We start from the raw sequence: 23,096 nt of genomic DNA on the forward strand, positions 1-23,096 counted from the left end.
TGCGGACGGCGACAGTTGCCGCACGCACCCGGGCGTCTACAGCGAGTTCGACCGGTCGAGTTCTCGCAGGGCCAGCAATCCCCTGACCGCGGCGATCGGTTTGACGACAGGCAGTTCACCGAACCGATAGTCGCCTCCCCGCACGAGTCGTCGACCGAGGTCGGGCCTCAGCTGCCAAAGATGGTCGCGCGCCTTCTCGGCGTGATGGGAGTTCGACACGATGCTGATCGTCGATTCGGCTCGCAGCTCCTCGTCGATGAGCGGGATCGCGTTGAGGATGTTCTCCCACGTCGTCGCGCTCTGCGTCTCGAGGCGCATCCTGCCGGTGAATCCCAGCTCCTCACGAGCGAAGCGTTCGAGGATCATCGCTTCGGGCCGCCGTCCGGCGACGGCTCCCCCGCAGAGGATGAGCACGGCCGATCGCGCCCGCGGGTCGACGGTCCGCAGCCCGGCACGGACTCGGAATCGGTTGATCCCATTCGCTCGTTCGCCTCGGTTCCCATAGCCGAGCACCACGATGATCTGATCACCACCAGCCACCCATTCGGCTGTGCCGGCAGCGCGTCCGGCCACCCATTCGGCTGTGCCGGCAGCGCGTCCGGCCACCCGTTCAGCCACTCCGCCAACTGCGCGTCCGGCCCCTGGCCCGGCCGCACAGCGATTAGCACGCCCGGTCGCACGGCCAGACACACCACGACCGTCCCCGAGCCGCCGACGACTCGACCTCTGATGAGTCAACTCCCCGAAGGAGAAAGCGACTCCCGCCACTGCACCGACGATCCCGGCACAGAATGCGAAACGCGCGAACCCCTTGCGGACGAAGTCGGCGGGCACAGAAAAAGGCACCCTCATTCTGAGAGTGCCTTGATCGTGAGGATCGGGGTCATTCGCCGCGCTGGCGCTTTTCCCACCGGTCTTCGAGTCGGCTCATGAAACCGGCATTGCCCTTCTCGCTGGTCTTCGCTCCGGCAGTCCGGCCCTCCGTCTGCGTCGTGTGGACGTGACCGGGACGGCTGAACGCCCAGTACATGCCCGCGACCATGAGACCGAATCCGACGACGCCGAGGGCGATCCACCAGGTCGAGTCCGACACCAGCGTGATCGCGAGGATCGTCGCTGCGAGTCCGGCCAGAGTGACGAGGATGCCGAGGACGAAGCGCTTAGCGGAGAATCCCGGGCCCGTTGCCGCGGCTTGGGTTTCCGAGATATTGCGTGCAAAACGAGGGTCTTCACTGCGCAGCTGCTTCTCCAGTTGATCCAACAGCTGCTGTTCGTGATCGGAGAGTGGCATCTCGAACCCCCGTTTCCCTACTCAAGTCTTTGACTCAATCATAGTCTCTGAGCACCGAAAAAACATCTCGGGGGCCGCTGATCGCCCGGATTCCCACTGGGTCTTCAGACTATGGTCCAGCTCACCGTCTGTCAGGGCTCCTGCCGCTTGCGCAGAAGTGAGGCCTGAGAGATCGCCTCGGTCCCGAAACGCCGCCTCACCTCGTCCAGGGCCACCTCCGCTTCTCGGCCCGAATGCTCCGGTTCATCCAAGGTGGCCTGCCGTCCCGTGACGGCGAAGTCGATGAGGCCGGCCGCTCGCACCCCGAGCAGTCTGACTCCCTGCGTCCGCTGCTCGCGCAGCTTGCGCATCGCCGGCCGCAGCGCCTCGTACATCTCTCGCGCCAGATCGCTCGGAGCCGAGAGCGTGACCGACCGCGACAGAGTGGTGAAGTCGCCGAGGCGGTATTTCAGCCCCAAGGTCGTCGCGACCTTCCCCTCGGCCCGGACGCGGTAGGCGACCTTGTCAGCCAGTCGCAGCAGCTCATGTTCGAGCACGTCGAGGTCCCAGATGTCCTCACCGAAGGTGTTCTCCGCGCTGATCGAATGCTCTTTGGCCTGCCGGTCGAATCCACCGGAGTCCTGACCGTGAGCGGCCCGCCACAGCTGATGGCCGTGAGCGCCGAAGACGCGTCCGGCCCACGCCTCGTCGACGGCCGCGAGGTCGCCGATGAGCCGAATACCGTAACGGGAGAAGCCCTGCTGCGTCTTCTCCCCCACCCCGGGCAGGGCTTCGATGGGCATCGGGTCGAGGAACTCCTGGGTCTTCGCCACCGGAACGAGCAGCTGACCGTTGGGCTTCGCTCGGGTCGAAGCGAGCTTCGCCACGACCTGGCTGCCGGCGATGCCCACCGAGGCACTCAGGCCCGTGCGCTGCCTGATCTGCTCCCGCAGCCGCGTGGTGATCTCCAGGGGCGAGCCGAGGCGGCGCACCGCACCGGAGACGTCGACGTAGGCTTCGTCGACGCTGACCTGTCGGACATCGGGGGTCACCTCGGCGACGAGGTCGAAGACCTGGCGGGAGAAGGAGGAATACAGGCCGTGCGAAGGCGGGATCACCTCGGCGAAGGGGCACAGATTCATCGCCCGGGACATCGGCATCGCCGCGTGGACACCGAACTCGCGGGCCTCATAGCTGGCGGAGACGACGACGCCGCGGCCGCTGCGACCGCCGACGATGACGGGGCGACCGATGAGCTGCGGACGGCTGAGCAGCTCCACGGAGACGAAGAACGAATCCATGTCGAGATGGAGCATCGTGGCACCGACGTCGTCGGTGCCCAGTCGACTGAGGTCACCTCCGGATCGCGCCAGCTGCTTCCGACTCATCGCCTGCCCCTCGCGTCAGTTCCTTTCGGCTCCGCCGAACAGTCCAGGTACTCTTGAATCATGGTATCGCGCACCGCTGTCATGACACTGCCCATCGCCGCCGCTCTTGCCCTTGCGGGCTGCTCCGGAGCCGATGAGGGCACGACCGACTCGACCCCGACGAGCGAACAGACCTCTTCTGCACAGGCGACTCCGTCGGACTCCGAGACGGCATCGGCCGAAGCCTCGGAGGAAGCGACCGGTCAGGATCCCGACACCTCGAACGACGTCAAGGATCTGCCCGACTACGTCAAGCCCTACCCGAAGTCGAAGGTCCTCTCGGCCTCGATCGTCAAGGCACACAACGACAAGGACACGAAGCAGCCCGAACAGGTCAGCCTCGTCGTCGCTGCGAAGGCCGAGGCCAAGGACATCTTCAAATTCTACGACGAGGAGCTCGGCAAGGCCGACTTCGAACCGCTCGGCGACGAGGTGAAGACGAAGAGCGCCCGCGTGCAGAATTTCAAGCACAAGGACAACGACAGCGTCCTCGTCGTCACCGTTGCCGACGACTCCGCCGACAAGGCGCAGTCGATCGTCACCGTCGGCGGAAACATCGTTTCATGACCGACGACCAGTCAGTGACGCGGGACGAGACCCCTGAGTCGGGTCTGCCTGCGTCGGCAGCTTCCGGCCCGTCTGCATCCGCTCGTGCCGGACGGCAAGCACCGGCTTCCTCCCGCCCGTCCCCACTCGTCGCCGCGCTCGATTCGCCGCAGAGCATCGCTGCCGCGGTGTCCGCTCAGCTCGAGAGCTTCCTGGCCGAGAAGGCCGCCGAGTTCGAGTCCATCTCCCCCGATGCGGACGCGATCGGCGAATCGCTCATCGCGTTCACCCGCGGCGGCAAACGGATCCGCCCCGTCCTCCTGTGGTGGGGCTTCCAGCTCGCCGGAGGACCCGTCGGCGACGCTGCTTCGGAAGGCAGAGATGCCGCGGAAGGCGGCGCCGAGGTGGCCACGGGCTTGGCACAGGCCGCCGGATCGCTCGAGCTGCTGCATGCGGCGGCGCTCATCCACGATGATCTCATCGACAACTCGGACACCCGTCGCGGCGAGCCCGCACTGCACCGACAGTTCGAGGCCCGCCACAGGAAGTCCGGTCTGCACGGCGACGGTGCTTCGTTCGGCGTCTCCGCGTCGATCGTCATCGGCGATATCTGCCTGGCACTGAGCGAAGAGCTGTTCGAACGTGCGCAGGAGACGTTGGGCAGCACCCGGTTGGTCCGGGAGCTGCGCGGAACCGTCCGCCGGGACGTCATGGTCGGTCAGTACCTCGATGTCCTCGCCGAGGTGATCCCCCTCGACGACGCTCGCATCGCCGATCGTGCGTGGGAGGTCCTGAGCTTCAAGTCAGCGAAGTATTCGGTCGAGCAGCCGCTGCTCCTTGGTGCGGCTCTGGCCGGGGCCGAAGAGGATCTGCTCGCCGAGATCTCCGATTTCGGCCTGCCTCTCGGCCAGGCGTTCCAGCTGCGCGACGATGTGCTCGGCATCGCCGGAGACCCGCAGGCCACGGGCAAACCCGCCGGTGACGACATCAGGGAGGGCAAACGGACGGTGCTCATCGCCGAAACCGCGACCCGGATCTCCCCGGCGCAGTTCGAGGTCCTCGCCGCGCGCCTGGGCGATCCGGACCTCTCCGATGCCGACGTCGCCGAATGTGTGGAGATGATCACCGCGTCAGGCGGCCTCGGCGCCGTCGAAGAGTTCATCGCCGCTCAGCACGCGAAGGCCGCAGCGATCGTCGATGCCTGGGCGGCTGCGGGGGAAGCGGACTCGACCGACTCGACCGCCCCGCTTTCTGCGGGGACAGCGGAAGTGTCGGCCGCCTCGGCGAGTATCCGCATCGGTTCTGCCGCGCAGGACCGACTCCGGGAATTCGCGAAGGCGCTGAGCTACCGCACCAGCTGAACTGCCTGAGAACGCGAGGGCATGATCTTGAGAATGCGGGGGTCCGGGCTCTTCAGAAGGCGAGGGCCTGGGCGCGGCGGCGCACTTCCTTGCGGTTGCCCACGCGCAGCAGGTCGATGGGACGACCGGGCAGGGAATCGTCCGGGGTGAAGAGCCACACGATGGCTTCTTCGTCGTCGAATCCGGCGTCGGCCAGGGTGTTCAGAGTGCCCTTGAGCGATTTGACCACCTCACCGTCGATGAAGAAGGCCAGCGGAACCTGCAGCACCTTCGGCTTGCCGATTTTGATTCCGCAGATGGCGCCGTCTTCGAGCAAGCGGCGCACCTGGGAGATGCCGAGTCCGGTGAGTTCTGCGATGTCGGGCAGCGGGGCCCAGTCCTGGACGAGTTCTTCGGTATTCACGTGCCCAAGCGTAGCAATATTCGGCAGAAACACCCCGCCATGCGGAGCCGAATGCTCGGGTCGGCGGCGGCCACTCGTTAGGCTGGGGACCGTAGCTTCCCCATTCAACAGTCAATAGGTGACAGATGACACGACCGCGACGGCATCAGCAGGTGCCCATCACCGCAGCTCCTGACATCCGTGCCGCCTCGAAGGTGAATTCGACCGGGCCGATCCCAGGAGCCGAACGCGTCGACCCCGAAAACGACTCCCCTGCCGAGGCTGCCCCCTCCAGCCACCCCACCGGCAACGAAGATTCCGCCTCCGACGAAGAGGCGGGGACCGCCTCGGCGAGTTCCGCGAACTCGAACGCCGATTCGACCACAGCGGATTCGACCGACACGGGCCCGGCCTCAGGGAATCCCGCCCCGACGATGGGTCCGCAATGGATCTCCGGTACGGCCGGTGCGACCGTTCCGGTCACCCACGGCGGACGCACCTACAAATGCAAGCAGGGCGACACCCTCTACGGTGTCGCGAGCAAGCACGGCGTCTCGGTGCCGGCTCTGGCCGAACTCAACCGCATCTCCCCGCGGCAGAACCTCCACCAGGGCCAGGTGCTGTCCCTGCCGGAGAAGAACGATCTGCCCGATGACGATCCTTCGCACGTCGTCGCCCCCGGCGAGACCCTGCAGGGCATCGCCGCACGGCACGGGATCTCCCCGGCGACCCTGCGCCGTGCCAATGCCATGGGCGATGACTCCTACCTCAAGGTCGGCGAACTGCTACTGCTGCGGCCCTCGACGGCTCGTCCGCGCCGCACCGCTCCCGAACCCCCGCAGGACATCCCCCGTGTCGCGGCCAGTGCGCAGGTGCAGGGCATCCGCCCGGCGGTTCTGCGGGCGGCGCGACTGAACAAGTACACCCTGCTGCACCGTCGCCATCCTGCGCCGGCGCAGGCGAGGCTCATCGTCGCCTCGATCGCCGAGGAACTCGGTGCCGATCCTGCGCTCATGCTGGCCGTCGCCGCTCAGGAGTCCGGTTTCCAGCACACGACGGTCTCGGCCGGCAACGCCATCGGCATCATGCAGGTCACACCGCGTTCGGGCCGTTGGGCCAGTGACATCGTCGGGCGCGGACTCGATCTGCTCGACATCGAAGACAACATCGTCGCCGGCACCGTCATCCTCGGCTGGCTCATCGAAACCGCCGAATCCGAGAACGAAGCCTTGGCCGGCTACTACCAGGATCTGCGCTCCGTCCGCGCCGACGGGCTGCTCGCGGAGACGAAGGCCTTCGTGCGCACCGTGCAGATGCAGCGTCAGAGAATGCAGGAGGCTCTGTGACCGCCCGCCGAGATCCCCTCATCGGCACGGTCCTCAACGACCGTTACCGCATCGACGCCAAGGTCGCCCGCGGCGGCATGGCGATGGTCTACCGCGGCACCGATCTGCGCCTCGACCGCGAAATCGCGATCAAGGTCATGCACGAGCACCTCATCTCCGATGAGACGTTCGTCGAACGCTTCCGCCGTGAGGCCATCAACGCCGGTCGGCTCACCCACCCGAACCTCGTGGCCATCCACGATCAGGCCCGCGACGGCGACATCGTCTACCTCGTCATGGAGTATCTGCCCTCGGTGACGCTGCGCCGTGAACTCAAGCACCGCGGCACGTTCACACCCCGGCAGGCCATCGTCGTCCTCGACGCGATCCTCGCCGCCCTCGAGGCTGTGCATTCGACCGGCATCATCCACCGTGATCTCAAACCCGACAATGTGCTGTTGGGCACCGACGGTCAGGTCAAACTCGCCGACTTCGGTCTGGCCCGGGCGGTGACGACGGCGACGACGACGAAGACGCTCATCGGCACCGTCGGCTATGTCGCCCCTGAGCTCGTCACGCGTGCCGGAGCCGACTCCCGCACCGACCTGTACACGGTCGGCATCATGTTCTACGAGATGCTCACCGGCGCTCAGCCTTACACCGACGACGTGCCGATCCAGGTCGCGTACCGTCATGTCCACGACACGGTGCCGCCGCCCTCGGAGGTCGTGCCGCGTCTGAGCCCCCGCTTGGATGCGCTCGTGCTGTGGGCGACGTCGAAGGACCCCGAGGATCGTCCCGCCGATGCCGCTCAGTTCCGTCTGGCTCTGGCCGAGGCGCGAGCGGAGATGAGCGAGGCCGAACTCGATCTCGGCGATCCGGAGGTCGCCGCCGGCGAACACTCCCCCGTGCTCACCGCCAGCATCGACCTCGGCGAGGAGGTCCCGAAGGAGAAGCGCTCCCGCACCGACGAGATCCCGTATCTCGAGGGTGAGGATGAGGACGAGAACGACACCGGCGCCGAGGCGGCCGGGGTCGGAATCGCGTCTGCGGCAGCCGGCATCGGCGGCGTCACCGCCGCAGTCGCGTCCGGCTCCGGGGACGAAACGCACGCAGACGAGGCCTCCGAAGACGAGACGCACGAAGACGAACAGTCCCGAGCAGACGACGATCGGTCGCCTGCCGCAGCGCCTGCTGCAGGCAGTGCTGCGACAGGCGCCTCCGGCGGTGCTGCGAGCGGTGCCGCAGTCGCAGCATCCGCGGGAACCGCCGCGACCGCGGCGTCCCCCGGCCGTCGCCGCCGTCGTCGCGTGCTCACCGCGCTCGTCGCCGTCGTCGCGGTGCTCGCGCTCGTGGCATGGCTGGTCATCGCGAACCTTCCGGAACCGACGTCGATCGTGCCCGGTCAGCTGGCTGGCAAGCAGGTGGACGAAGTCACCTCGCAGTTGGAGGACAACGATCTCAAGGCCGAGCCGAAGGAAGTCTTCGACGACACCGTGCCCGCCGGGGTCGTCATCGGCACCGAGCCCGTCAGCGGCTCCGAGCTCGCACCGGACTCGTCCGTCACGGTCGTTGTGTCCAAGGGCGAGGAGATGTTCGCCGTTCCCAAGCTGGAGGGCCTGAGCCGCTCCGACGCCGAGGCGGCGCTGAAGAAGGCGAAGCTCACGGTCGGCAAGGTCGAGGAGAAGTACAGCGACACGGTCGCGAAGGATGCCGTCATCTCTGCGTCGCAGAAGCCCGGGAAGAAGCTGTCGAAGGGCGAGAAGATCGATCTGGTCATCTCCAAGGGCGTTGCTCCGATCCCGGTGCCCAATGTCGAGGGACTGACCTTCGACGCCGCCTATGCCACCTTGGCCAAGCGCGGCTTCCGTGTCGGCAAGGACGAAGTGTTCTCCGATGACGTGCCCAAGGGCAAGGTCGTGTCGCAGTTCCCGAAGAGCACCGAGTCGAAGCCTGCGAACACGCTCATCATCGTCCGTGTCTCCAAGGGCAAGGAGAAGAAGGAAGAGTCCAAGGACGACAAAAAGGACGAGAAGAAGGACGAGAAGTCCAAAGACGACAAGAAGGACAGCTCGAAGGACAAGTAGAGCCGGCGCGACGAGTCTGATCGGGCAGCCTCTGTCGGACTCGCTCGGATCGAACCGTGCAGCTCTGGTCTCGGCATCGGGCTCCCGATCACCTCAGCAGAATGCCGGTGGCCCCGCAGATGATCTGCGGGGCCACCGGCATTGTCACTCTTCGACCGGAACGGATCGATCAGTGTCTGCGAGTGAGGTATTCGGCGACCTGGAAGGCCATCTCGAGCGACTGATCGTGATTGAGCCGCGGATCGACGAGGGTTTCGTAGCGGCGGCGAAGACCTTCGTCATCGATCTCGGTGGCGCCGCCCATGATCTCGGTGACGTCGTCGCCTGTGAGCTCGATGTGCAGTCCGCCGGGGATCGTGCCCGCATCGCGGTGCGCATTGAAGAAGCCTTCGACCTCGGCCATGACGTCCTCGAAGCGACGAGTCTTGTACCCCGTGTTCGAGGTGATGGTGTTCCCGTGCATCGGATCGCACACCCAGGTCACGTGCGGCAGCTGGTCACCGATTCCGGCGAGCAGCGCGGGCAGTGATTCGCCGATCTGACCGGCACCCATGCGAGTGACGAAGGTCAGACGACCGGGCTCGGCATCCGGGTCGAGCTTCTCGGCCAGGGCCAGAGCATCATCGGCCGTGGCCGTGGGGCCGAGCTTGACGCCGATGGGGTTGCGGACCTTGGACAGGAAGTCGACGTGTGCGCCGTCGACCTCACGAGTGCGTTCGCCGATCCACAGGAAGTGCCCGGATACGTCGTAGGCTTCGCCCGTCCGGGAGTCGATGCGAGTCAGCGCGCGTTCGTATTCGAGGAGGAGCGCCTCGTGGGCGGCATAGAACTCGGTGGTCTTGAGCGCGTCGAAGTCGGCTCCGCAGGCATCCATGAAGCGAATGGCGCGGTCGATCTCGGCGGCCGTCTGCTCGTAGCGCTGGTAGCCGGGATTCGAGGCGAGGAATCCCCGATTCCAATCGTGGACGAACCGCAGGTCGGCGAATCCGCCCTGCGTGAAGGCGCGAATGAGGTTCAGCGTCGACGCGGACACGTGGTAGGCCTTGAGCAGTCGTTCCGGGTCGTGGCGTCGGGATTCTTCGGTGAATTCGTAGCCGTTGACGATGTCGCCGCGGAACGACGGCAGGGTCACTCCATCTCGGGTCTCCATATCCGCTGAGCGGGGCTTCGCGAACTGGCCGGCCATGCGTCCGATCTTCACCACGGGCATCGATCCGCCATAGGTGAGCACGGCTGCCATCTGCAGCACAGTCTGGACCCGGGCTCGGATCTTGTCCGCTTGGGCTCCGTCGAAGGATTCGGCGCAGTCGCCGCCGGCGAGGACGAAAGCCTCCCCACGCGAAGCCGCGGCGATACGCTGCTTGAGCACATCGGCTTCTCCGGCGAAGACGAGCGGAGGAGAGGTGCGCAGGTCTGTGAGCACCTCGTCGAGCGCGGCACTGTCGAGATAGGTCGGCTGCTGCTTCGGATCCATTTCGCGCCAGTCATCGAGACCGCGCAGATTGTCATTGCCGGCAGCGGCGATTTCTCTGTTGGACAGGACCGGATCGGTGTGGAGGCTCAATGTTTCACTTTCATGGGTTTTCGGAGCCGGTTTCGAAGTCCTCGGCCGAAACGTTGTCGAGGAAGTCTCTGAACTGCGCGACTTCCTCTTCATCGGCTTCGGGGGCTTCGATTCCGGATTCTTCAAGCAATTGGGATTCGACGTAGACGGGGCAATCGGCGGTCAACGCCAGTGTCACCGCGTCCGAGGGACGTGCGGAGATCGACTTCCCGTCATTCGTGTGCAGTTCCGCCAGGAAGATCTGACCGTCTTTGCCGGTGATCGTGACGTCTGTCAGCTCTGCCTCGTACTTGGTGAGCACGTCGAGCAGCAGAGCATGCACCATCGGACGCGGCGGAGTCAGACCCCGTTGCGCGATCGACAGAGCATTGGCCTCGATCGCACCGACCCAGATCGGCAGATAGTACGCGGGCTCGCTGGCTTTGAGCAGGAGGATCGGTTGATTGGCGGGCATTTCGATGCGGACGCCGACAACCTCGACTTCAACTTTTGACATTATCCCCCGGTCAGGAGCGCGGACGCTGCTGGAAGATCATTCGGAACTTACCGATCTGCACATCGGCTCCGTTCTGCAGTTCGATGGAGTCGATGAGTTGCCGGCCCACATACGTACCGTTGAGCGAACCGGTGTCCCGCAGTGTGAAGCCGCTGGGAGTCCGGATGAACTCGGCATGCTTACGCGAGACGGTGACGTCATCGAGGAAGATGTCCGCGTTCGGACTGCGTCCCACGGTCACCACATCGGTGTCGAGCAGAATCTGTGAGCCCGAGTCCGGTCCCGACACGACGACGAGGAGAGCATCGGCGTCCTGCAGACCTTCGAGGTCGGGCACCGGGTGGATCTCACCGGTATGCGGATCGAGGATGCCCTGGAACTGCTGGCTGCCCGAATCGCTCATCTGGTCGCGTTGTCCTCCGGCCGGAGCCCCCTGAGGCTGGCCAGACTGCGGTTGGCCCGATTGGGGTTGGCCGGACTGCGACTGGCCGTAATTGCCAGGTTGGGGCTGGTTGCCCGGTTGGGGCTGGTTGCCCTGCGGCTGGCTGGGATCGTACTGACCGGCGCCGTTGTAACCGTATTGCTGCTGGCCCTGGCTCCCCTGGGGCTGGCTACCCTGCGGCTGGCCGGACTGCGGCTGTCCATAGCCCTGCTGAGGATACTGGTTCTGCGGCGGCTGATACTGCGGCTGTCCCTGACTGCCCTGGCCGTTGTTCGCATAGGGCTGGTTGGCCGGCTGGGAGGCCCCGAAGTTCTGGGCGTTGCCATAGTTCTGGCCACCCTGCGGGGTGCCGCCGAAGTTCTGACCGCTTTGTGGAGTGCCGCCGTACTGCTGTTGTCCGTTGCTGTACTGCTGGCTGGCCTGTGGAGTGCCCCCGTACTGCTGACCACCTTGTGGGGTGCCGGCGTACTGCTGACCATTGCCGGCCTGCTGGCCGTTGCCGTACTGCGGTGCCTGCGGGGCGCCGTCGGCAGGCTGCTGCCCGAAGGGAGGGGTGTTCGGCTGACCGTTCGGGTCGACCTGCTGATTCACGCGGGTCGCCGAGTCGTCGCCGCTGCCGGCGCCGAACGGAAACTTCTTCGACTGCGGCACCTGACCGTTGTCGTACCAGGGCTGCGAGGGGGTCGGACGATTCTGATCGTTATTCTGCGACATTATGCCTCCTCGCTCTGAATGAGCTCTTTGTATTGCTCGCTGTCCATCAGCGATTCGACCTGCTCAGGTTCGCTGAGTTCGACAAGGTACATCCACCCGTCTTCGAAGGGCGATGAATTGACGATCTCCGGTGAGTCGTCGAGCGACTCGTTGACCTCGGTGACGGTCCCGGAAACTGGGGAGATGAGGTCTGAGACGCTCTTCGTGCTTTCGACTTCGCCGCAGGACTCACCAGCAGTGATCGAATCACCGACGGCAGGCAGATCGACATAGACGACATCGCCCAGCTGCTCCTGTGCGAAATCAGTGATACCCACACGGACAACCGCATTGTCCTCCGTAGTCGCAATCCACTCATGGTCGCGCGAGTACCGCAAAGACACTGGATAATCCAGATCTGCCATGTCGACTCCTCTAGTTTGTCGGTGTACCAAGCATAGCCGCCTGGTCCACTTTCATAACAATCACGAAACGGAAATGTTACCGAGTCACCGAAACTGGCGACGCCAGCCCCTGGTTCTTCGGTATCCACCTGGGATGATACCTGCTTTTCGAAGGTCACGGAACGTGGTTTTGGCAGTTGGCCCCTGATCGGTATAAGCTGGTTCTCGTTGCCCACGAGGGAGTACGGTAACGGGCTATGGCGCAGCTTGGTAGCGCGCTTCACTGGGGGTAAGGTGGCTTAGCCCTGGTTTGCCCGGGAACAAATGAATAGCGGGCTGTGGCGCAGCTTGGTAGCGCACATCACTGGGGGTGATGGGGTCGCAGGTTCAAATCCTGTCAGCCCGACGTAAAAGCCCAGGTCAGAGCATGTTTCTGACCTGGGCTTCGTCATGTCCGGGATCGTCCGCGATCGCCGTTGGCTCCTCTTGAATCTCTCGCCCGCGCCCTCTCCGGAGGGTGTCTGAAGGCGCCCAAGTTGATCACCCGGGACCAAACCGGGACCAGAAGCCCATTTTCGGCCTCACAGGCCACGCTCGTCGGGACCAGGCTTCGCCTTCGCGTGCCTCTTGCCCGAGGGCCGTTCGGGCGCCTCGGTCTGGGCGTCGAGGAATCGGTTGGCCAGCTCCCCCGCCTTGGCGATATGGCCGAGATCGGGGTGGAGGTAGCCCTTGGTCGTGTCGATCGATTTGTGGCCGAGGATCTTCTGGAGCACGTGCAGCGGGATGCCGGCATCGGCCATCCAGGTCGCTCCCGTATGCCGCAGACCATGCCGCGACAGCTGCGGCAGCCCCATCTCGGTCACGAGCGAATCCCACTTCGTGGCCCGGCTGACGTTCGCCGTCGTGATCACTCCTCCGCGCACGCCGATGAGCACCCGGTCGGTCGGCTCCTTCTCGGCCGTCAATCGTTCGAGGACGGGCACGAGCGGGCGCAGAATCGGCACAGGCCGCTCCTCCCTGCCCTTGGTCTGCTTCGTCACGAGCCCGCTCGAGGAAGGGAAGGTCTGCTTGCGGATCGTGACGATGTTCGCGTCCCAGTCGACGTCCTCGACCCAGAGACCCGCGACCTCGGAACTGCGCGCCGACAGCAGCGCACACAGCATCACGTAGTCGGAGTACGGCTGGCCGGCCTCACCGCAGGCCTCGGCGAGCTTGGTCAGCGTCTCCAGGTCCTTGATCGCGTGCGCGCGCGGAGAGGTATCGGCGGGGCTGCTGAAGTCGAACACCGTGCTCTTCCCATAAGAGCGACGGGAACGGTTGCGTGCTGGGTTCTTCTCGATCAGCTCATCCCGAACGGCCTCGTCGAGCACGCGCACGAGTGCGGCGACCGAGGACTTGATCAGCGAGGGCGAGAGCTTCAGCTCCCAGTCGTCGATGGTCCGGTCGATCATGCCGGTGCTGATCCCGGCTACCGGCACATGTCCCATCGCCGGAATCACCCGCAGCCGGAGTCCTGCCCAGTAGCCGGTGGCGGTCGAGGTCGGGTCGAGGCCGCGCTTCCAGCGGTCGCCGATCTGCTCGATGTAATCGCTCAACGTGATCGTCAGGTCCACTCCGACCTTCGCTGAGCGTTGCAGCTGGTCGAAGAAAGCCTCGGCCGCTTCTTCGTCGGGAACGACCAAGGCCCGGGTGATGCGCTTCTTCGTCGCCGGGTCGGTCCACCGTGCCCTGGCGCGGACGCCGGAGGCGCGGTGTTCGATGTCGGTGGAGACCTTCACCCCGATCGGCGGGAACGTCGGCGGTGTCTCAGGTGCGCTCATGGGTCTGTTCCAGGGAAGCCAGCCAGGCCTCGACGGCCTCGTACCGGTAGCGGGCGATCCCGCCCATCTGCATGAACGGTGGCCCCTTCTCATCGACGCGCCAGCGCGACAGCGTCGACTCGGAGACTTTCAGGTAGGCGGCGACCTCCCGGCTGTCCATCAACGGGGAGACGAGGATCTGCCCGGTCGGCTCGGTCACGGCCGCTCGCTCCACTCGGAGTTCACGATCTCCTGGACCTCCGCGTCCTGGGCACGCTGGCGCTCGAGCACCTGTTCTTCGACGAAGGAGACGAAGTCCTCGTTCCGGTTCTCCACCGGGTACTCGGTGCTGTCGGTCGGGGTGAACCCCTCGGCCTCGCCGCCGGGCCAGGGAGTGATGCGGGTGGCCCGATCACGGTCGAGCCGGCTGCCGGAGATGGTGACCCAGTCGCGGAGGCGTTCGCGGGCGGCGGCGAACTCGGCGTGGAAGACGACACCCATGTTGCCCTTGGCCTGCTGGTCGTAGCAGGTCAGCCACTGCTGCCTGAGCGCGGAGAGTTCCCAGATCATCTCCCAGTGTCGATGCCACATCGGCGGAATGATCTGTGGCGGCAGCCCATAGGTATGGCGCAACCAGTCCACGAACTGGTTGAGCTCGAGGAGCTCGTGCTCGAGATCCTCCGGACTCAGGCGGGTCCAGTCGATGGTCCGCGGGACGCTGCCGAGCTGCGCGCGGAGGTCTTTGGCGTACTCGCGCGAGACCATCTGCTTGACCTGCTTGAGCACTTCCGGGGGCAGATCGGAGATGTCAGCAGGTTCGTCGGGGTTCGTCGGTGTCGGCACGATGCCTCCCGGGTCGCAGGGTCACGAAGAAGAAAGGTGCGCGACGGTCAGCGGTGAGGGCGGCGTGGGGTGCCGACCGCCGCGCGGCCTGAGGGGGTCTTACCGAGACATCGCCTCGTGCCCGGGCGGCTCCGCGCGGGCCGGAGCGGGCTCAGCGGCGACCTCGTTCTGTCGCTGCGCGAGCACCTCGGCGACCGGGTCACCTGCCTGCCCGGCCTGGGGCTGCTGCCCGTCCGGCGGGCCCGCATTCGGTGCCGCCGGTGGCGCCTGCGCCGGGGCCGCAGCAGGAGCCTCCTGCTGGGCAGGAGCGTTCTGCGGCGGCGCAACGGGCGGCTGCGGAGCGACCGGCTGCTCGGGCGCCGCCTGTTGCTGTGCGGGCTGCTGGGGAGCCTGCTGCGCGGGCTGGGCAGGCGCCGTCTGGGCCGGCTGCTGCTGGGCCTGTGCCTGCTGGGCAGGAGCAGCCTGCGCGGGTGCCTGTTGGCCGAGCTGCTGCTGCGCGGGTGCCTGCTGGCCGACGGACTGCTGGCCCGTTGCCTGCTGCTGGGCTTTCTCGCGGGCGGCTGCGTCCTGGCGGGCTGCCTCGCGCTGCATCCCGTCGCGCTCGGCCGGGTACCGGTCGGGGCCGCGGTGGACGGTGTAGGTCGTGACGTTGTTGTCGTGGCCGATGTGCGAGGCGAGGAAATACTCCTCCGTGACCTGCTGCCCATCTCGGGTGGCGGTGTATTCCTTGTTGGCGCCGAAGGCGACGATGTCATCCCCTTTGCGGAACTTCTCGTGGGCGCGCTGCGCGGAGGCACCGAACATGACCATCCGGGTCTCGAGGGGCTCGAGTTCCTGCAGGACCCCGTTCTCATCGATCTGGGTCTGCGGGATCCCGACCCACGCGGAGAACCGCGGATCGTTGTTGACGGTCATCGACAGCTGCGGCCTGGACTTGATGAACCCGGAGATGCCGGGGCCGGTGGGAACGGGCATGATGTTTCCTCTCGCTTCGAACCCCGGCGGTCTCACCGGGGCTGCCCACCAGGTATGGGCCTCTCCCGGCACACCGCGACAACGACCATCCGGTCACAGGACAGTCATGCCGCGGATGGCCTCTCCGTGCCCGGCCGGGTGCCCGCGCGCAACAGCTCCTCGATCTCGGCGCGATCGGTACCCAACTGGCCAGCGTCGGCACGGGTGGGCCAGGCGCGGAGTTTCGTGATGATTGGGCGGGTCCAACAATTGTCTTGGAGATCGTCACGGCCGGCGTGTTGCCGTCCAGTGTTGGAGTCAGTGCCCTCATGGATTCCGCATATACTTCTGTCGCAGAAGCGGTCAAGGTCGTCAACTTGACCAGTAACACCGCTGACGTCGGTCACGATATGTCCATGCCCGACCTGACCCGCTTTCCTGCTCCGTGCGTAGCTGGCGCCGCAGAGGCCGTGGCAGCGCGAAGCCACGCAAGCATTCGCTGCCCAACCTTCTGTGTTCGAAAATCAACGACCAGGCTGTCGAGCGCAATAATCTCTATCTTCAGCACCATTAGATGCATGGCCCGCGATCCCGCAAGACGAACGGGCTCCTCAGCCACAAGTGCTCGCCTCACAGAGGCCGGAGCCGATTCGGGGCTGGAACCCGCCGCCGATTGAACAGGCGAGTCAGGTAAGGTTATACTCACTTCACATTTGTGCGCTGTACAGACACACCTACGCAGCACGGTCAGATGCTGTGCAGACTGTTCGATGAGCGGATGCTCGAGGGGAGGGCCCAAACCCGATGAGAGACCCACTGGCCGACGATCGACGACTTGACGACATCCTCAGTGACGGACTGGCCGAGGCCTTGGAGGACTGGGCTTCGCGAACACCGAAACTCGTGCACGAGGCCGACACTGCGCTGCATTTCGATCCAGCAAGTGCTGCGATCAAGCTCGCACAAGGAGGCGTTGGGGAACAATATCTCGTCTACGAGAGGGCGGGAACGTGGTATTTCGCCGCCGGACCTGCTGCTGAGGTGAGCGTCAGTAGCGACACGCTACACCTGCGGGTCGGCCAATGGCACCGGAGTATCCCCGTAGACGATCCCGTTGAAGCTGTCGCAACGGCATTAGCGTCCGTTCACAGGCATGGACCATCACGGTGCTACGGGTGGGCTTCTTTCGAATTGGCGTTCTTACTGTACGAGGATCGGCCTGGTGCAGGATCGGATACACTCATTCATCTAATGTTGCCTGAGGTCGAAGTGCAGCTCGACGGAAATGCAGCGCGCACCCGAACCTCAATTCCGGGAATGATTACTCGGATTACCGCACTGCTGCGTACCGAACCTGATACGTCCGACGCCATCTCGATCTCGCTCGAGGAACCCGACTTTGCGAATTATCAGAAAAAGGTCAGCATGGCAATCGCCAAGATCAAGAGCCGCGCCTTGGACAAGGTTGTTCTCTCGAGGGTCGTGCCACTTCCCGCTGAGCCCAAGATCGACCTGCCGCAGACTTATCTGTCAGGTCGCCGCGCGAACACGCCAGCGCGTTCGTTCCTTATTGACGTCGGCGGGTGGAAGGCAACTGGGTTCAGCCCTGAGACCATTGTCGAGGTTGACCCGACTGGACGTGTGCGTACACAGCCGCTGGCTGGTACTCGCGCGCTGCATCACCATCGTGAAACAGATAGTCGATTGCGTTCAGAGCTACTCAGCGACGCGAAGGAAGTGCATGAACACGCGATCTCTGTTCGTCTCGCTCTCGACGAGACACGATCGGTGAGCATACCGGGCTCGGTGGCCGTTACAGAGTTCATGGACGTAGAAGAACGTGGATCGGTGCAGCATATCGCCTCTCGCGTCACTGGGCAGCTGCAAGAGAACATGTCGTCTTGGTCGGCATTCGCAGCGCTCTTCCCAGCCGTGACCGTTACCGGCGTTCCGAAAGGGGCTGCGCTGCGAGTCATCCGAGAACTCGAGGGCGAGGAACGCGGCCTTTACGGCGGAGCGGTTCTCCTGGCTGACACGCAGGGTCAACTGGATGCCGCGTTGACACTTCGCACTGTCTTCCAGCGTGACGGACGAAGCTGGCTTCGTGCCGGTGCGGGTGTCATGGGCGAGTCCACGCCCGAACGTGAGTGGGAAGAAACCTGCGAAAAGCTACGCAGTATCGCCCCCTATCTTCGTGGACTGCGAATGTGAGTCCAGATCGTCCATCGTCCTCAGTGCACGGCGAAGAACGCTGATAGCAGGAGCCAGACGCGCGCCGTCGCCGATGCTCACTTACATCCGGAGCACCGGACCCTTGAACGGCCGTTTGCTGTGCCGCGTCCGTCCGCACACCCGGTGACTTTCAAGTTCCACGGCCCACACGATCGACCTCTTTCAAACCCATATGAATCGAGCTGTGCTGGACGAACCATCGTCTTCGATCTCTGCATTGATGATTTCGGCAAGATCAGTCGGACGGGAGTACCACGCGCTGTGGCCACTATCTACGGTGAAGTGACGCGTCCGTTTGGGGAGCGAGTTCACATACTCGTGTTGCATTCGCGGCTTAATGGCTCGATCGCGGGTTGTGAGAACATAGCTGACTCCGACGTTCTCTGGAATCTTGTAGCGCAATTCGGTGTCGAGTATCTGCACTGGTTCAGGAACGAGGCTATCAAGGAGTCGGTCTTGGTCCTCACGCGACAGATCATTGCAGAACACCGCTCGGGCCATCCATCGTGGCATGATCGTCGTTTTGTCTCCGCTCAGAAGGAATCTGCCAAACCATCGCAGAGGCGCAGGCAGCATATCCCAGAAACACGAGCCCGATGGGGGAACTACTGCAGCAACGAAGACAATTTTCTTGATCTTTCTCGGAGCCCGTTCCGCGGCCGCCAATGCGACTATCCCGGCCAGTGAATGGGCAACTATGACAGCTTCTCCTGGTTCATCGTTGATGGCGTCGACGATGGCTTCGGCAAATCCGTCTAGTGTCGGCGGCTGCTTCCCTGCCCCGGGTCGGCCGGGCAAGTTGATAGCAATCGTCCGATGCCGCAGGTGTGGGATCACCCTCTCCCAGCACCAAGCGCCGTGCATCCCGCCGTGGACGAGCAGAGAGAAACTACTCGTCATGTCTAGCCGTCTTCCTATTGAGGTGGTCCAGGGCGAGTCCGAAGGTGTCCGGTTCGAGTGGGACGTCTGCTGTGAGAGTTTGATCTCGGACCAGGAGCATTCTGGTGCAGGCCTTCCGGATGAATTCTGGATCGTGAGTGATCACCAGAATCGTTTTACCGCGCTCGGCCTGTTCGGTGATGCAGTCGACGACGCGGCGGAGATTTCTCCCGTCGAGTCCCGAAGTCGGTTCATCGAGCATGATGAACTGTCGGTTTTGCATGAGCGCTACAGCAATGGTCAGGCGTTGCTTTTGCCCACCGGACAGCGAGCCTGGGTGTCTGTTCCGGTACTCCCACAGCCCGAGTTGTGTGAGAACCCGTTGCGCTTGGGCCATAGAGTCGGGGGTGGACTTGGCGCCGTGCGTCATTTCTCCGAGCACGCTGTCTGAGAACAACTGGCTGTCGGCGTCCTGCATGACGAACCACGTGTTCAGGGACCGTTTGGCTCGGCGGGAATGGGCTCCGCGCAGGCAGATCGTACCCCTGCCTGCGCGCTCGAGTCCGCACAGGGTGCGGCCGAGCGTGGTCTTCCCGGCGCCGTTCGGTCCGGCGAGTGCGACGACTTCACCCGGTTGCAAGGTGAACGACAAGCTCGTCAACAATGATGCGCCGCGCCCTTTCCTGCGGACCGTGAGGTCTGTGACTTCGACGGTAGGGTCGCCGCCGAGCGAAGTGTGGGAGACATGCCGTGCCCCCGGTTCCGTGGTGCGGAGAACCGGGTCACGCAGGCCGAGTTCTTCGAGCGTGGCCTGTGGCAGGTTCTGCAGCTGGGCAGGGGTGTATTCGTGTCGGATGTCCCCGTCGTCCATGTAGACGATCCGGTCGGCGAGGTGCATGAGGTAGGTGAGGCGGTGCTCGGCTATCACGATGGTGCTGCCGGACTCCTTGAGCGTCGTCAGCACGCCTGCGAGTTCTCGGGTGGCGTCGAGATCGAGGTTGGCGGAGGGTTCGTCCATCACATAGAGGGGAGGGCGTGTGCCTGCCGCAGCGGCGACCGCGACCTTCTGCTTTTCGCCGCTGGAGAGGGTGAGGAGTGCGCGATCGAGGAGATGGCTGACACCCAGCCGGTGCGACAGGTCCTCGATGCGTGCCTGAATGTCTTCGGGTGGGAACCCGTAGTTCTCACATCCGAATGCCAGCTCGTCACGCACGACCGGTGCGAAGAACTGGGTCTTCGGATCTTGGAACACGCTGCCGACGAGCCGACCGTACTCCCACGATTGCAGTTCGCGGGCGTTCGTTCCATCGATCTGCACGCCGCCTTCGAGTTCCCCGCCGTAGAACCCGGGGACGAGCCCGTTGAGGACCCGGGTGAGGGTGGTCTTGCCACAGCCGCTGGGCCCGGTGAGGACGACGAACTCGCCGCGGCTGACTTGGAAGGACACGTGGCGCAGTTGCGTGGCCCCGGCCGTGTACGAGAAACTCACGTCGTCGAGGTGGATCATATCGATGTACCTGTCACGAGCTGGTCTGCCAGCACCCATCCGAGCGCCGTGATCGCGCATGCCGCGGCGATCACGTCGACCGGTTGGAAGCGAAGCTGCCGCAGCGATGTTCGGTGACCGGGGTTGTCGGCCCCGCGGGTGGCCGCAGAGACCGATAGGTCGTCGGAGACCTTCATGCTCCGCATCAGCAGAGGCACGTAGATCGATTCGACGACCATCATAGGGTGTGCCGCAGTTCGCCACGACAGCGCGGACAAGCCACGCAGTTTCATCCCGTCGCGAATCGATGCGAACTCCGACCTGATCGTCGGCAGAAAGCGCAGAATGACCGCGCAGGGAAGCACGAGCGCACGAGGCGCCCGGAGCCGCTGCAACGCCCCGACGAGCTCACCTGGCGGTGTCTCGGCAAGGCATTGCACCAGCATCGCGACGGGCATGATCCGTGCTGCGAAGAATACCATGAAGCCGAGCATCAGCCCTGGCCCGGTCGCATACTCAACGATTCCGTACTGCACCAGATACAGCAGCACGAACACGCATACGCCGGTCATGGCCTGCAGCCACATGCCCGTGAGCAGCAGATAGGCCGATGCTCCGGCGACGAGACAGAACAGGCCCGCTGCGTCTACGAGGAGCGTGAGCACGCTGCACAGCAGGAGCAGGAGCATTGTCGTGCGCGGGTCGAACCGCAGCCAGCCTGGTCTCATGCGGCGCTGATGATCCCGGCCTTGACGAAGTGCTTTGACAGGAGCTTCCGCCCCATCCAGTGCCCGAGCAGGGCCAGGACGGCACCGGCGATCACGGACACTGCCACCGCACCCGGGGAGGTCGCGAAACGAAGGAACAGTTCGGCCGAGGCGCCCATGCTCTCGAACTGGTCATAGTAGGTGTCGCCGAAGAGGTAGATGGGCAGGTAGGAGCCGATCGAGAACATGATTCCGAAGATCATGTAGGTCACAGCGTTGAGCATGCCGTTGCGGTACGCTCGCGGTCGCCACAGAATGGTCTCGCAGATCAGGCCGGCGGCCAGGTAGAAGGGGATCATGTAGAAGAACCCCGGCAGCGCGGAGATGATCGCGATGATCAGGTAGAACAGCACAGCGGTTCCGCGCTTAGCGACTCGATAGCTCATCAGGACATACACCGGGGCTGAGAACAGCGCGCACAGGCCGCCGACGACAGGGTAAGCGAAGCCATAGATCGGGGTGAGGATCATGCCGATCACGGTGTTAATCACCATCGCGAGGACACCGCAGATGCCAATGGTGACGAGGTCTTTGACCCCCAGCCGCCTTCGCGGCGAGGTGGAATTGTCCCGGGTTGAAGTGTTCATAGCGGTCCTTTCGAGCAGTGTTTAGGCAGGAAGTCACCAGTAGGCATTTGGCGCGAGACCGTACCGTCGAATTGGTGCGTGCCGGCCCTCGACCTCCTCGATCCGTGAGGAGCCAGGCTCATATGGAGGGCGAGTCTAAAGCTGTGATCCACTCCGATCGTGTCCCCAGCGTTCCTGGCTCGGCCACTCACCGAAGCAGGCTCCAGGCTCCCGGTGATGCCTGCCACGACGTTTGCCTCAACGTTCATGGCCGGCGTCCTGCGTTGGCACGTCCGAATTCGTCGCATCGCCTTCGGGCGGAGTCGGGATGCGTCGGAATCGGGGGTGAAGGAGAACGAACACGGAGACGATGGCCATGATGGCCGCGCCGACGATGATCGGCAGAGAGGTCCAGACGCCGTACAGGACGGTACCGGCGGTGGGTGCGACGACGAAGGTGAGACCCATGTTGGCGGCGATGAGCCCGGCCAGGCCTCCTTGTTCCTCGCGGGAGACCAACAGTGTTGGTCCGGCGGTGTAGCCGGGCATGGCGGTACCCAAGCCCAGGCCGATGAGGGCGATCGATCCGAAGAGGGCGACCGGCCCGGCATCGGGGATCAGCACGAGGAATCCGAGCAGCGCAACCACGCCGCCCACACGCAGCAGGGTGGCCGGGCCCCATCCCGTACTAGGAACAACGACTGTCTGGGCGAGGATCATGCCGATACCTGCGGCCAGGAGGGCCGCGCCGGTGAGCACTCCGGCTGTCTTCGCGTCCAGGTGAAGTCGGTCTTGGACTATGAAGCCCGTGACGATCTGGATGAACCCCAGGGCGGTGAACATGCCGAACCCGGCGAGCAGGAACGGCCACACCCGCGAGTCTGTCGGCCGGACGCTCGTAGGCTTCTCGATCAGTGTGGTGCGCGCCTCGGGGCGCAGCCGAAGGGCGACCAGCACGAGGCCGAGGGCGAGGAGCACCGGGACGGAGAGGATCGGGGCCATCAGCCCGAAAGCGGCGAGCAGGCCACCGACAACGGAACCGGCGATCTGAGCCACGCCCTGGACCGCGCCCACACCGGCCATGCCCTTGATCCGGGTGGTCTCATCGGTGGTGACATCAGCGATGTAGGCCTGCGCGGTTGGTTGGATAGCAGCAATGGCGGTGCCGAACCCGATACCGCGCAGCACGACGAACAGCGCGAACAGAACGGTGCCGCTGAGAGCGCCGATCATGCCGACCTGGGAGATCAGCGCGAAGGCTGCCGTCGCGATCGCACCGAGGGCCAGCGCCGCGAGGAGAACGCGTTTGCGTCCCAGCGACTGCGACCGGCGCCCCCATATCTGAGCCGTGAGCACCACCATGATCGCTGCTGTGCTGATGGTCACCCCGACCTGCCATTCGGCCAGGCCGACCTCGCGTGAGAGCGGGGCAATGATGGGGTTCAGCGTCATCTGCGCCAGGTAGGCCAGGAACACCGCCGTTAGCACCAGCTTGATCTGCGCGGGGTTGCTTGTCGTCATCCTCGGGGGTCCTTCAGTGCATCCGGGTCGGTCACGATGACGGCGTAGCATG

Annotated in this window: 22 protein-coding genes and 1 tRNA gene; 6 read left to right on the forward strand and 17 right to left on the reverse strand. The window is 64.6% G+C overall.

The window, feature by feature from the left end:
* Nucleotides 1-36: 36 nt before the first annotated feature.
* The 3 genes from ACPUD7_RS08415 to dinB all read right to left on the reverse strand — a co-directional run bounded on the left by ACPUD7_RS08415 (nucleotide 37) and on the right by dinB (nucleotide 2,658).
* Nucleotides 37-618, reverse strand: coding sequence for a YdcF family protein (locus tag ACPUD7_RS08415; protein ID WP_425119617.1), 582 nt, complete (start codon nucleotides 616-618; stop codon nucleotides 37-39).
* 265 nt (nucleotides 619-883) lie between these two features.
* Nucleotides 884-1,291 (reverse strand): DUF3040 domain-containing protein, encoded by a 408-nt coding sequence (locus tag ACPUD7_RS08420; RefSeq protein WP_135541982.1) that lies wholly within the window; start codon nucleotides 1,289-1,291, stop codon nucleotides 884-886.
* A gap of 131 nt (nucleotides 1,292-1,422) precedes the next feature.
* The gene (gene dinB, locus ACPUD7_RS08425; RefSeq protein ID WP_425119618.1) at nucleotides 1,423-2,658 is read right to left on the reverse strand and encodes a DNA polymerase IV; all 1,236 of its coding nucleotides are present in this window, start codon (nucleotides 2,656-2,658) and stop codon (nucleotides 1,423-1,425) included.
* 60 nt (nucleotides 2,659-2,718) lie between these two features.
* Between dinB and ACPUD7_RS08430 the strand changes: the two genes are divergently transcribed.
* Entirely contained in the window at nucleotides 2,719-3,264 is a 546-nt protein-coding gene (locus ACPUD7_RS08430; RefSeq protein WP_240690046.1) for a hypothetical protein, read from the forward strand.
* Nucleotides 3,261-4,604, forward strand: a complete 1,344-nt coding sequence (locus tag ACPUD7_RS08435) for a polyprenyl synthetase family protein (protein WP_425119619.1) — start codon at nucleotides 3,261-3,263, stop codon at nucleotides 4,602-4,604. Before ACPUD7_RS08430 ends, ACPUD7_RS08435 begins: the two co-directional genes overlap by 4 nt.
* A gap of 52 nt (nucleotides 4,605-4,656) precedes the next feature.
* Here the strand turns inward: ACPUD7_RS08435 and ACPUD7_RS08440 are convergent, their stop codons facing one another.
* Nucleotides 4,657-5,007: an Rv2175c family DNA-binding protein gene (locus ACPUD7_RS08440; RefSeq protein WP_425119620.1), complete on the reverse strand. Its 351-nt coding sequence runs from the start codon at nucleotides 5,005-5,007 to the stop codon at nucleotides 4,657-4,659.
* Between the two features lie 125 nt (nucleotides 5,008-5,132).
* Between ACPUD7_RS08440 and ACPUD7_RS08445 the strand changes: the two genes are divergently transcribed.
* Both ACPUD7_RS08445 and ACPUD7_RS08450 read left to right on the forward strand, forming a co-directional pair.
* Entirely contained in the window at nucleotides 5,133-6,332 is a 1,200-nt protein-coding gene (locus ACPUD7_RS08445; protein ID WP_425119621.1) for a lytic transglycosylase, read from the forward strand.
* Nucleotides 6,329-8,398, forward strand: a complete 2,070-nt coding sequence (locus ACPUD7_RS08450) for a protein kinase domain-containing protein (RefSeq protein WP_135541990.1) — start codon at nucleotides 6,329-6,331, stop codon at nucleotides 8,396-8,398. The genes ACPUD7_RS08445 and ACPUD7_RS08450 overlap by 4 nt, the downstream gene beginning before the upstream one ends.
* A gap of 169 nt (nucleotides 8,399-8,567) precedes the next feature.
* Here the strand turns inward: ACPUD7_RS08450 and ACPUD7_RS08455 are convergent, their stop codons facing one another.
* Genes ACPUD7_RS08455 through gcvH form a run of 4 tightly spaced genes read right to left on the reverse strand, consistent with a single transcriptional unit; the run spans nucleotide 8,568 to nucleotide 12,018 of the window.
* Nucleotides 8,568-9,962 (reverse strand): class II 3-deoxy-7-phosphoheptulonate synthase, encoded by a 1,395-nt coding sequence (locus tag ACPUD7_RS08455; RefSeq protein WP_135541992.1) that lies wholly within the window; start codon nucleotides 9,960-9,962, stop codon nucleotides 8,568-8,570.
* A 10-nt stretch (nucleotides 9,963-9,972) separates the two neighbouring features.
* Nucleotides 9,973-10,458, reverse strand: coding sequence for a bifunctional nuclease family protein (locus ACPUD7_RS08460; RefSeq protein WP_425119622.1), 486 nt, complete (start codon nucleotides 10,456-10,458; stop codon nucleotides 9,973-9,975).
* A gap of 10 nt (nucleotides 10,459-10,468) precedes the next feature.
* Entirely contained in the window at nucleotides 10,469-11,614 is a 1,146-nt protein-coding gene (locus ACPUD7_RS08465) for an FHA domain-containing protein (RefSeq protein ID WP_425119623.1), read from the reverse strand.
* On the reverse strand, nucleotides 11,614-12,018 hold the full coding sequence (gcvH, locus tag ACPUD7_RS08470; RefSeq protein WP_425119624.1) for a glycine cleavage system protein GcvH: 405 nt from the start codon (nucleotides 12,016-12,018) through the stop codon (nucleotides 11,614-11,616). Before gcvH ends, ACPUD7_RS08465 begins: the two co-directional genes overlap by 1 nt.
* A gap of 311 nt (nucleotides 12,019-12,329) precedes the next feature.
* Here gcvH and ACPUD7_RS08475 point away from each other — a divergent pair.
* Nucleotides 12,330-12,403: transfer RNA gene (locus tag ACPUD7_RS08475), tRNA-Pro, on the forward strand.
* A 175-nt stretch (nucleotides 12,404-12,578) separates the two neighbouring features.
* On the opposite strand, the gene ACPUD7_RS08480 is transcribed toward ACPUD7_RS08475, so the two are convergent.
* The 4 genes from ACPUD7_RS08480 to ACPUD7_RS08495 all read right to left on the reverse strand — a co-directional run bounded on the left by ACPUD7_RS08480 (nucleotide 12,579) and on the right by ACPUD7_RS08495 (nucleotide 15,614).
* On the reverse strand, nucleotides 12,579-13,817 hold the full coding sequence (locus ACPUD7_RS08480; protein WP_096158832.1) for a site-specific integrase: 1,239 nt from the start codon (nucleotides 13,815-13,817) through the stop codon (nucleotides 12,579-12,581).
* Nucleotides 13,804-14,016, reverse strand: a complete 213-nt coding sequence (locus ACPUD7_RS08485) for a helix-turn-helix transcriptional regulator (RefSeq protein WP_240516312.1) — start codon at nucleotides 14,014-14,016, stop codon at nucleotides 13,804-13,806. Before ACPUD7_RS08485 ends, ACPUD7_RS08480 begins: the two co-directional genes overlap by 14 nt.
* Nucleotides 14,013-14,639, reverse strand: coding sequence for a hypothetical protein (locus ACPUD7_RS08490; protein WP_096158833.1), 627 nt, complete (start codon nucleotides 14,637-14,639; stop codon nucleotides 14,013-14,015). The genes ACPUD7_RS08485 and ACPUD7_RS08490 overlap by 4 nt, the downstream gene beginning before the upstream one ends.
* Nucleotides 14,640-14,738: 99 nt before the next feature.
* Nucleotides 14,739-15,614, reverse strand: a complete 876-nt coding sequence (locus ACPUD7_RS08495) for a single-stranded DNA-binding protein (RefSeq protein ID WP_096160802.1) — start codon at nucleotides 15,612-15,614, stop codon at nucleotides 14,739-14,741.
* A gap of 783 nt (nucleotides 15,615-16,397) precedes the next feature.
* Between ACPUD7_RS08495 and ACPUD7_RS08500 the strand changes: the two genes are divergently transcribed.
* Nucleotides 16,398-17,804: a salicylate synthase gene (locus tag ACPUD7_RS08500; protein WP_096157079.1), complete on the forward strand. Its 1,407-nt coding sequence runs from the start codon at nucleotides 16,398-16,400 to the stop codon at nucleotides 17,802-17,804.
* 183 nt (nucleotides 17,805-17,987) lie between these two features.
* Here the strand turns inward: ACPUD7_RS08500 and ACPUD7_RS08505 are convergent, their stop codons facing one another.
* From ACPUD7_RS08505 to ACPUD7_RS08525, 5 genes are all read right to left on the reverse strand, one after another.
* Nucleotides 17,988-18,725, reverse strand: a complete 738-nt coding sequence (locus tag ACPUD7_RS08505) for an alpha/beta fold hydrolase (RefSeq protein WP_096157080.1) — start codon at nucleotides 18,723-18,725, stop codon at nucleotides 17,988-17,990.
* Nucleotides 18,715-20,193: an ABC transporter ATP-binding protein gene (locus ACPUD7_RS08510; protein WP_425119625.1), complete on the reverse strand. Its 1,479-nt coding sequence runs from the start codon at nucleotides 20,191-20,193 to the stop codon at nucleotides 18,715-18,717. Before ACPUD7_RS08510 ends, ACPUD7_RS08505 begins: the two co-directional genes overlap by 11 nt.
* A 14-nt stretch (nucleotides 20,194-20,207) precedes the next feature.
* On the reverse strand, nucleotides 20,208-20,918 hold the full coding sequence (locus ACPUD7_RS08515) for an energy-coupling factor transporter transmembrane component T family protein (protein ID WP_096157082.1): 711 nt from the start codon (nucleotides 20,916-20,918) through the stop codon (nucleotides 20,208-20,210).
* Entirely contained in the window at nucleotides 20,915-21,544 is a 630-nt protein-coding gene (locus ACPUD7_RS08520) for an MptD family putative ECF transporter S component (protein ID WP_096157083.1), read from the reverse strand. The genes ACPUD7_RS08515 and ACPUD7_RS08520 overlap by 4 nt, the downstream gene beginning before the upstream one ends.
* A 237-nt stretch (nucleotides 21,545-21,781) precedes the next feature.
* Entirely contained in the window at nucleotides 21,782-23,044 is a 1,263-nt protein-coding gene (locus ACPUD7_RS08525) for an MFS transporter (protein WP_073884835.1), read from the reverse strand.
* Nucleotides 23,045-23,096 lie beyond the last annotated feature (52 nt).

The organism is Brevibacterium sp. FAM 24630 (assembly GCF_049804075.1).
Classification (GTDB): domain Bacteria; phylum Actinomycetota; class Actinomycetes; order Actinomycetales; family Brevibacteriaceae; genus Brevibacterium.

Excerpts from the sequence above, each read along its gene's own strand:
- ACPUD7_RS08465 (WP_425119623.1), bottom strand. The coding sequence starts at position 11,614 with ATGTCGCAGAATAACGATCAGAATCGTCCGACCCCCTCGCAGCCCTGG.
- ACPUD7_RS08525 (WP_073884835.1), bottom strand. The coding sequence starts at position 23,044 with ATGACGACAAGCAACCCCGCGCAGATCAAGCTGGTGCTAACGGCGGTG.
- ACPUD7_RS08420 (WP_135541982.1), bottom strand. The coding sequence starts at position 1,291 with ATGCCACTCTCCGATCACGAACAGCAGCTGTTGGATCAACTGGAGAAG.
- ACPUD7_RS08445 (WP_425119621.1), top strand. The coding sequence starts at position 5,133 with ATGACACGACCGCGACGGCATCAGCAGGTGCCCATCACCGCAGCTCCT.
- gcvH (WP_425119624.1), bottom strand. The coding sequence starts at position 12,018 with ATGGCAGATCTGGATTATCCAGTGTCTTTGCGGTACTCGCGCGACCAT.
- dinB (WP_425119618.1), bottom strand. The coding sequence starts at position 2,658 with ATGAGTCGGAAGCAGCTGGCGCGATCCGGAGGTGACCTCAGTCGACTG.
- ACPUD7_RS08500 (WP_096157079.1), top strand. The coding sequence starts at position 16,398 with ATGAGAGACCCACTGGCCGACGATCGACGACTTGACGACATCCTCAGT.
- ACPUD7_RS08520 (WP_096157083.1), bottom strand. The coding sequence starts at position 21,544 with ATGAACACTTCAACCCGGGACAATTCCACCTCGCCGCGAAGGCGGCTG.
- ACPUD7_RS08495 (WP_096160802.1), bottom strand. The coding sequence starts at position 15,614 with ATGCCCGTTCCCACCGGCCCCGGCATCTCCGGGTTCATCAAGTCCAGG.
- ACPUD7_RS08505 (WP_096157080.1), bottom strand. The coding sequence starts at position 18,725 with ATGACGAGTAGTTTCTCTCTGCTCGTCCACGGCGGGATGCACGGCGCT.
- ACPUD7_RS08460 (WP_425119622.1), bottom strand. The coding sequence starts at position 10,458 with ATGTCAAAAGTTGAAGTCGAGGTTGTCGGCGTCCGCATCGAAATGCCC.
- ACPUD7_RS08480 (WP_096158832.1), bottom strand. The coding sequence starts at position 13,817 with ATGAGCGCACCTGAGACACCGCCGACGTTCCCGCCGATCGGGGTGAAG.
- ACPUD7_RS08515 (WP_096157082.1), bottom strand. The coding sequence starts at position 20,918 with ATGAGACCAGGCTGGCTGCGGTTCGACCCGCGCACGACAATGCTCCTG.
- ACPUD7_RS08430 (WP_240690046.1), top strand. The coding sequence starts at position 2,719 with ATGGTATCGCGCACCGCTGTCATGACACTGCCCATCGCCGCCGCTCTT.
- ACPUD7_RS08435 (WP_425119619.1), top strand. The coding sequence starts at position 3,261 with ATGACCGACGACCAGTCAGTGACGCGGGACGAGACCCCTGAGTCGGGT.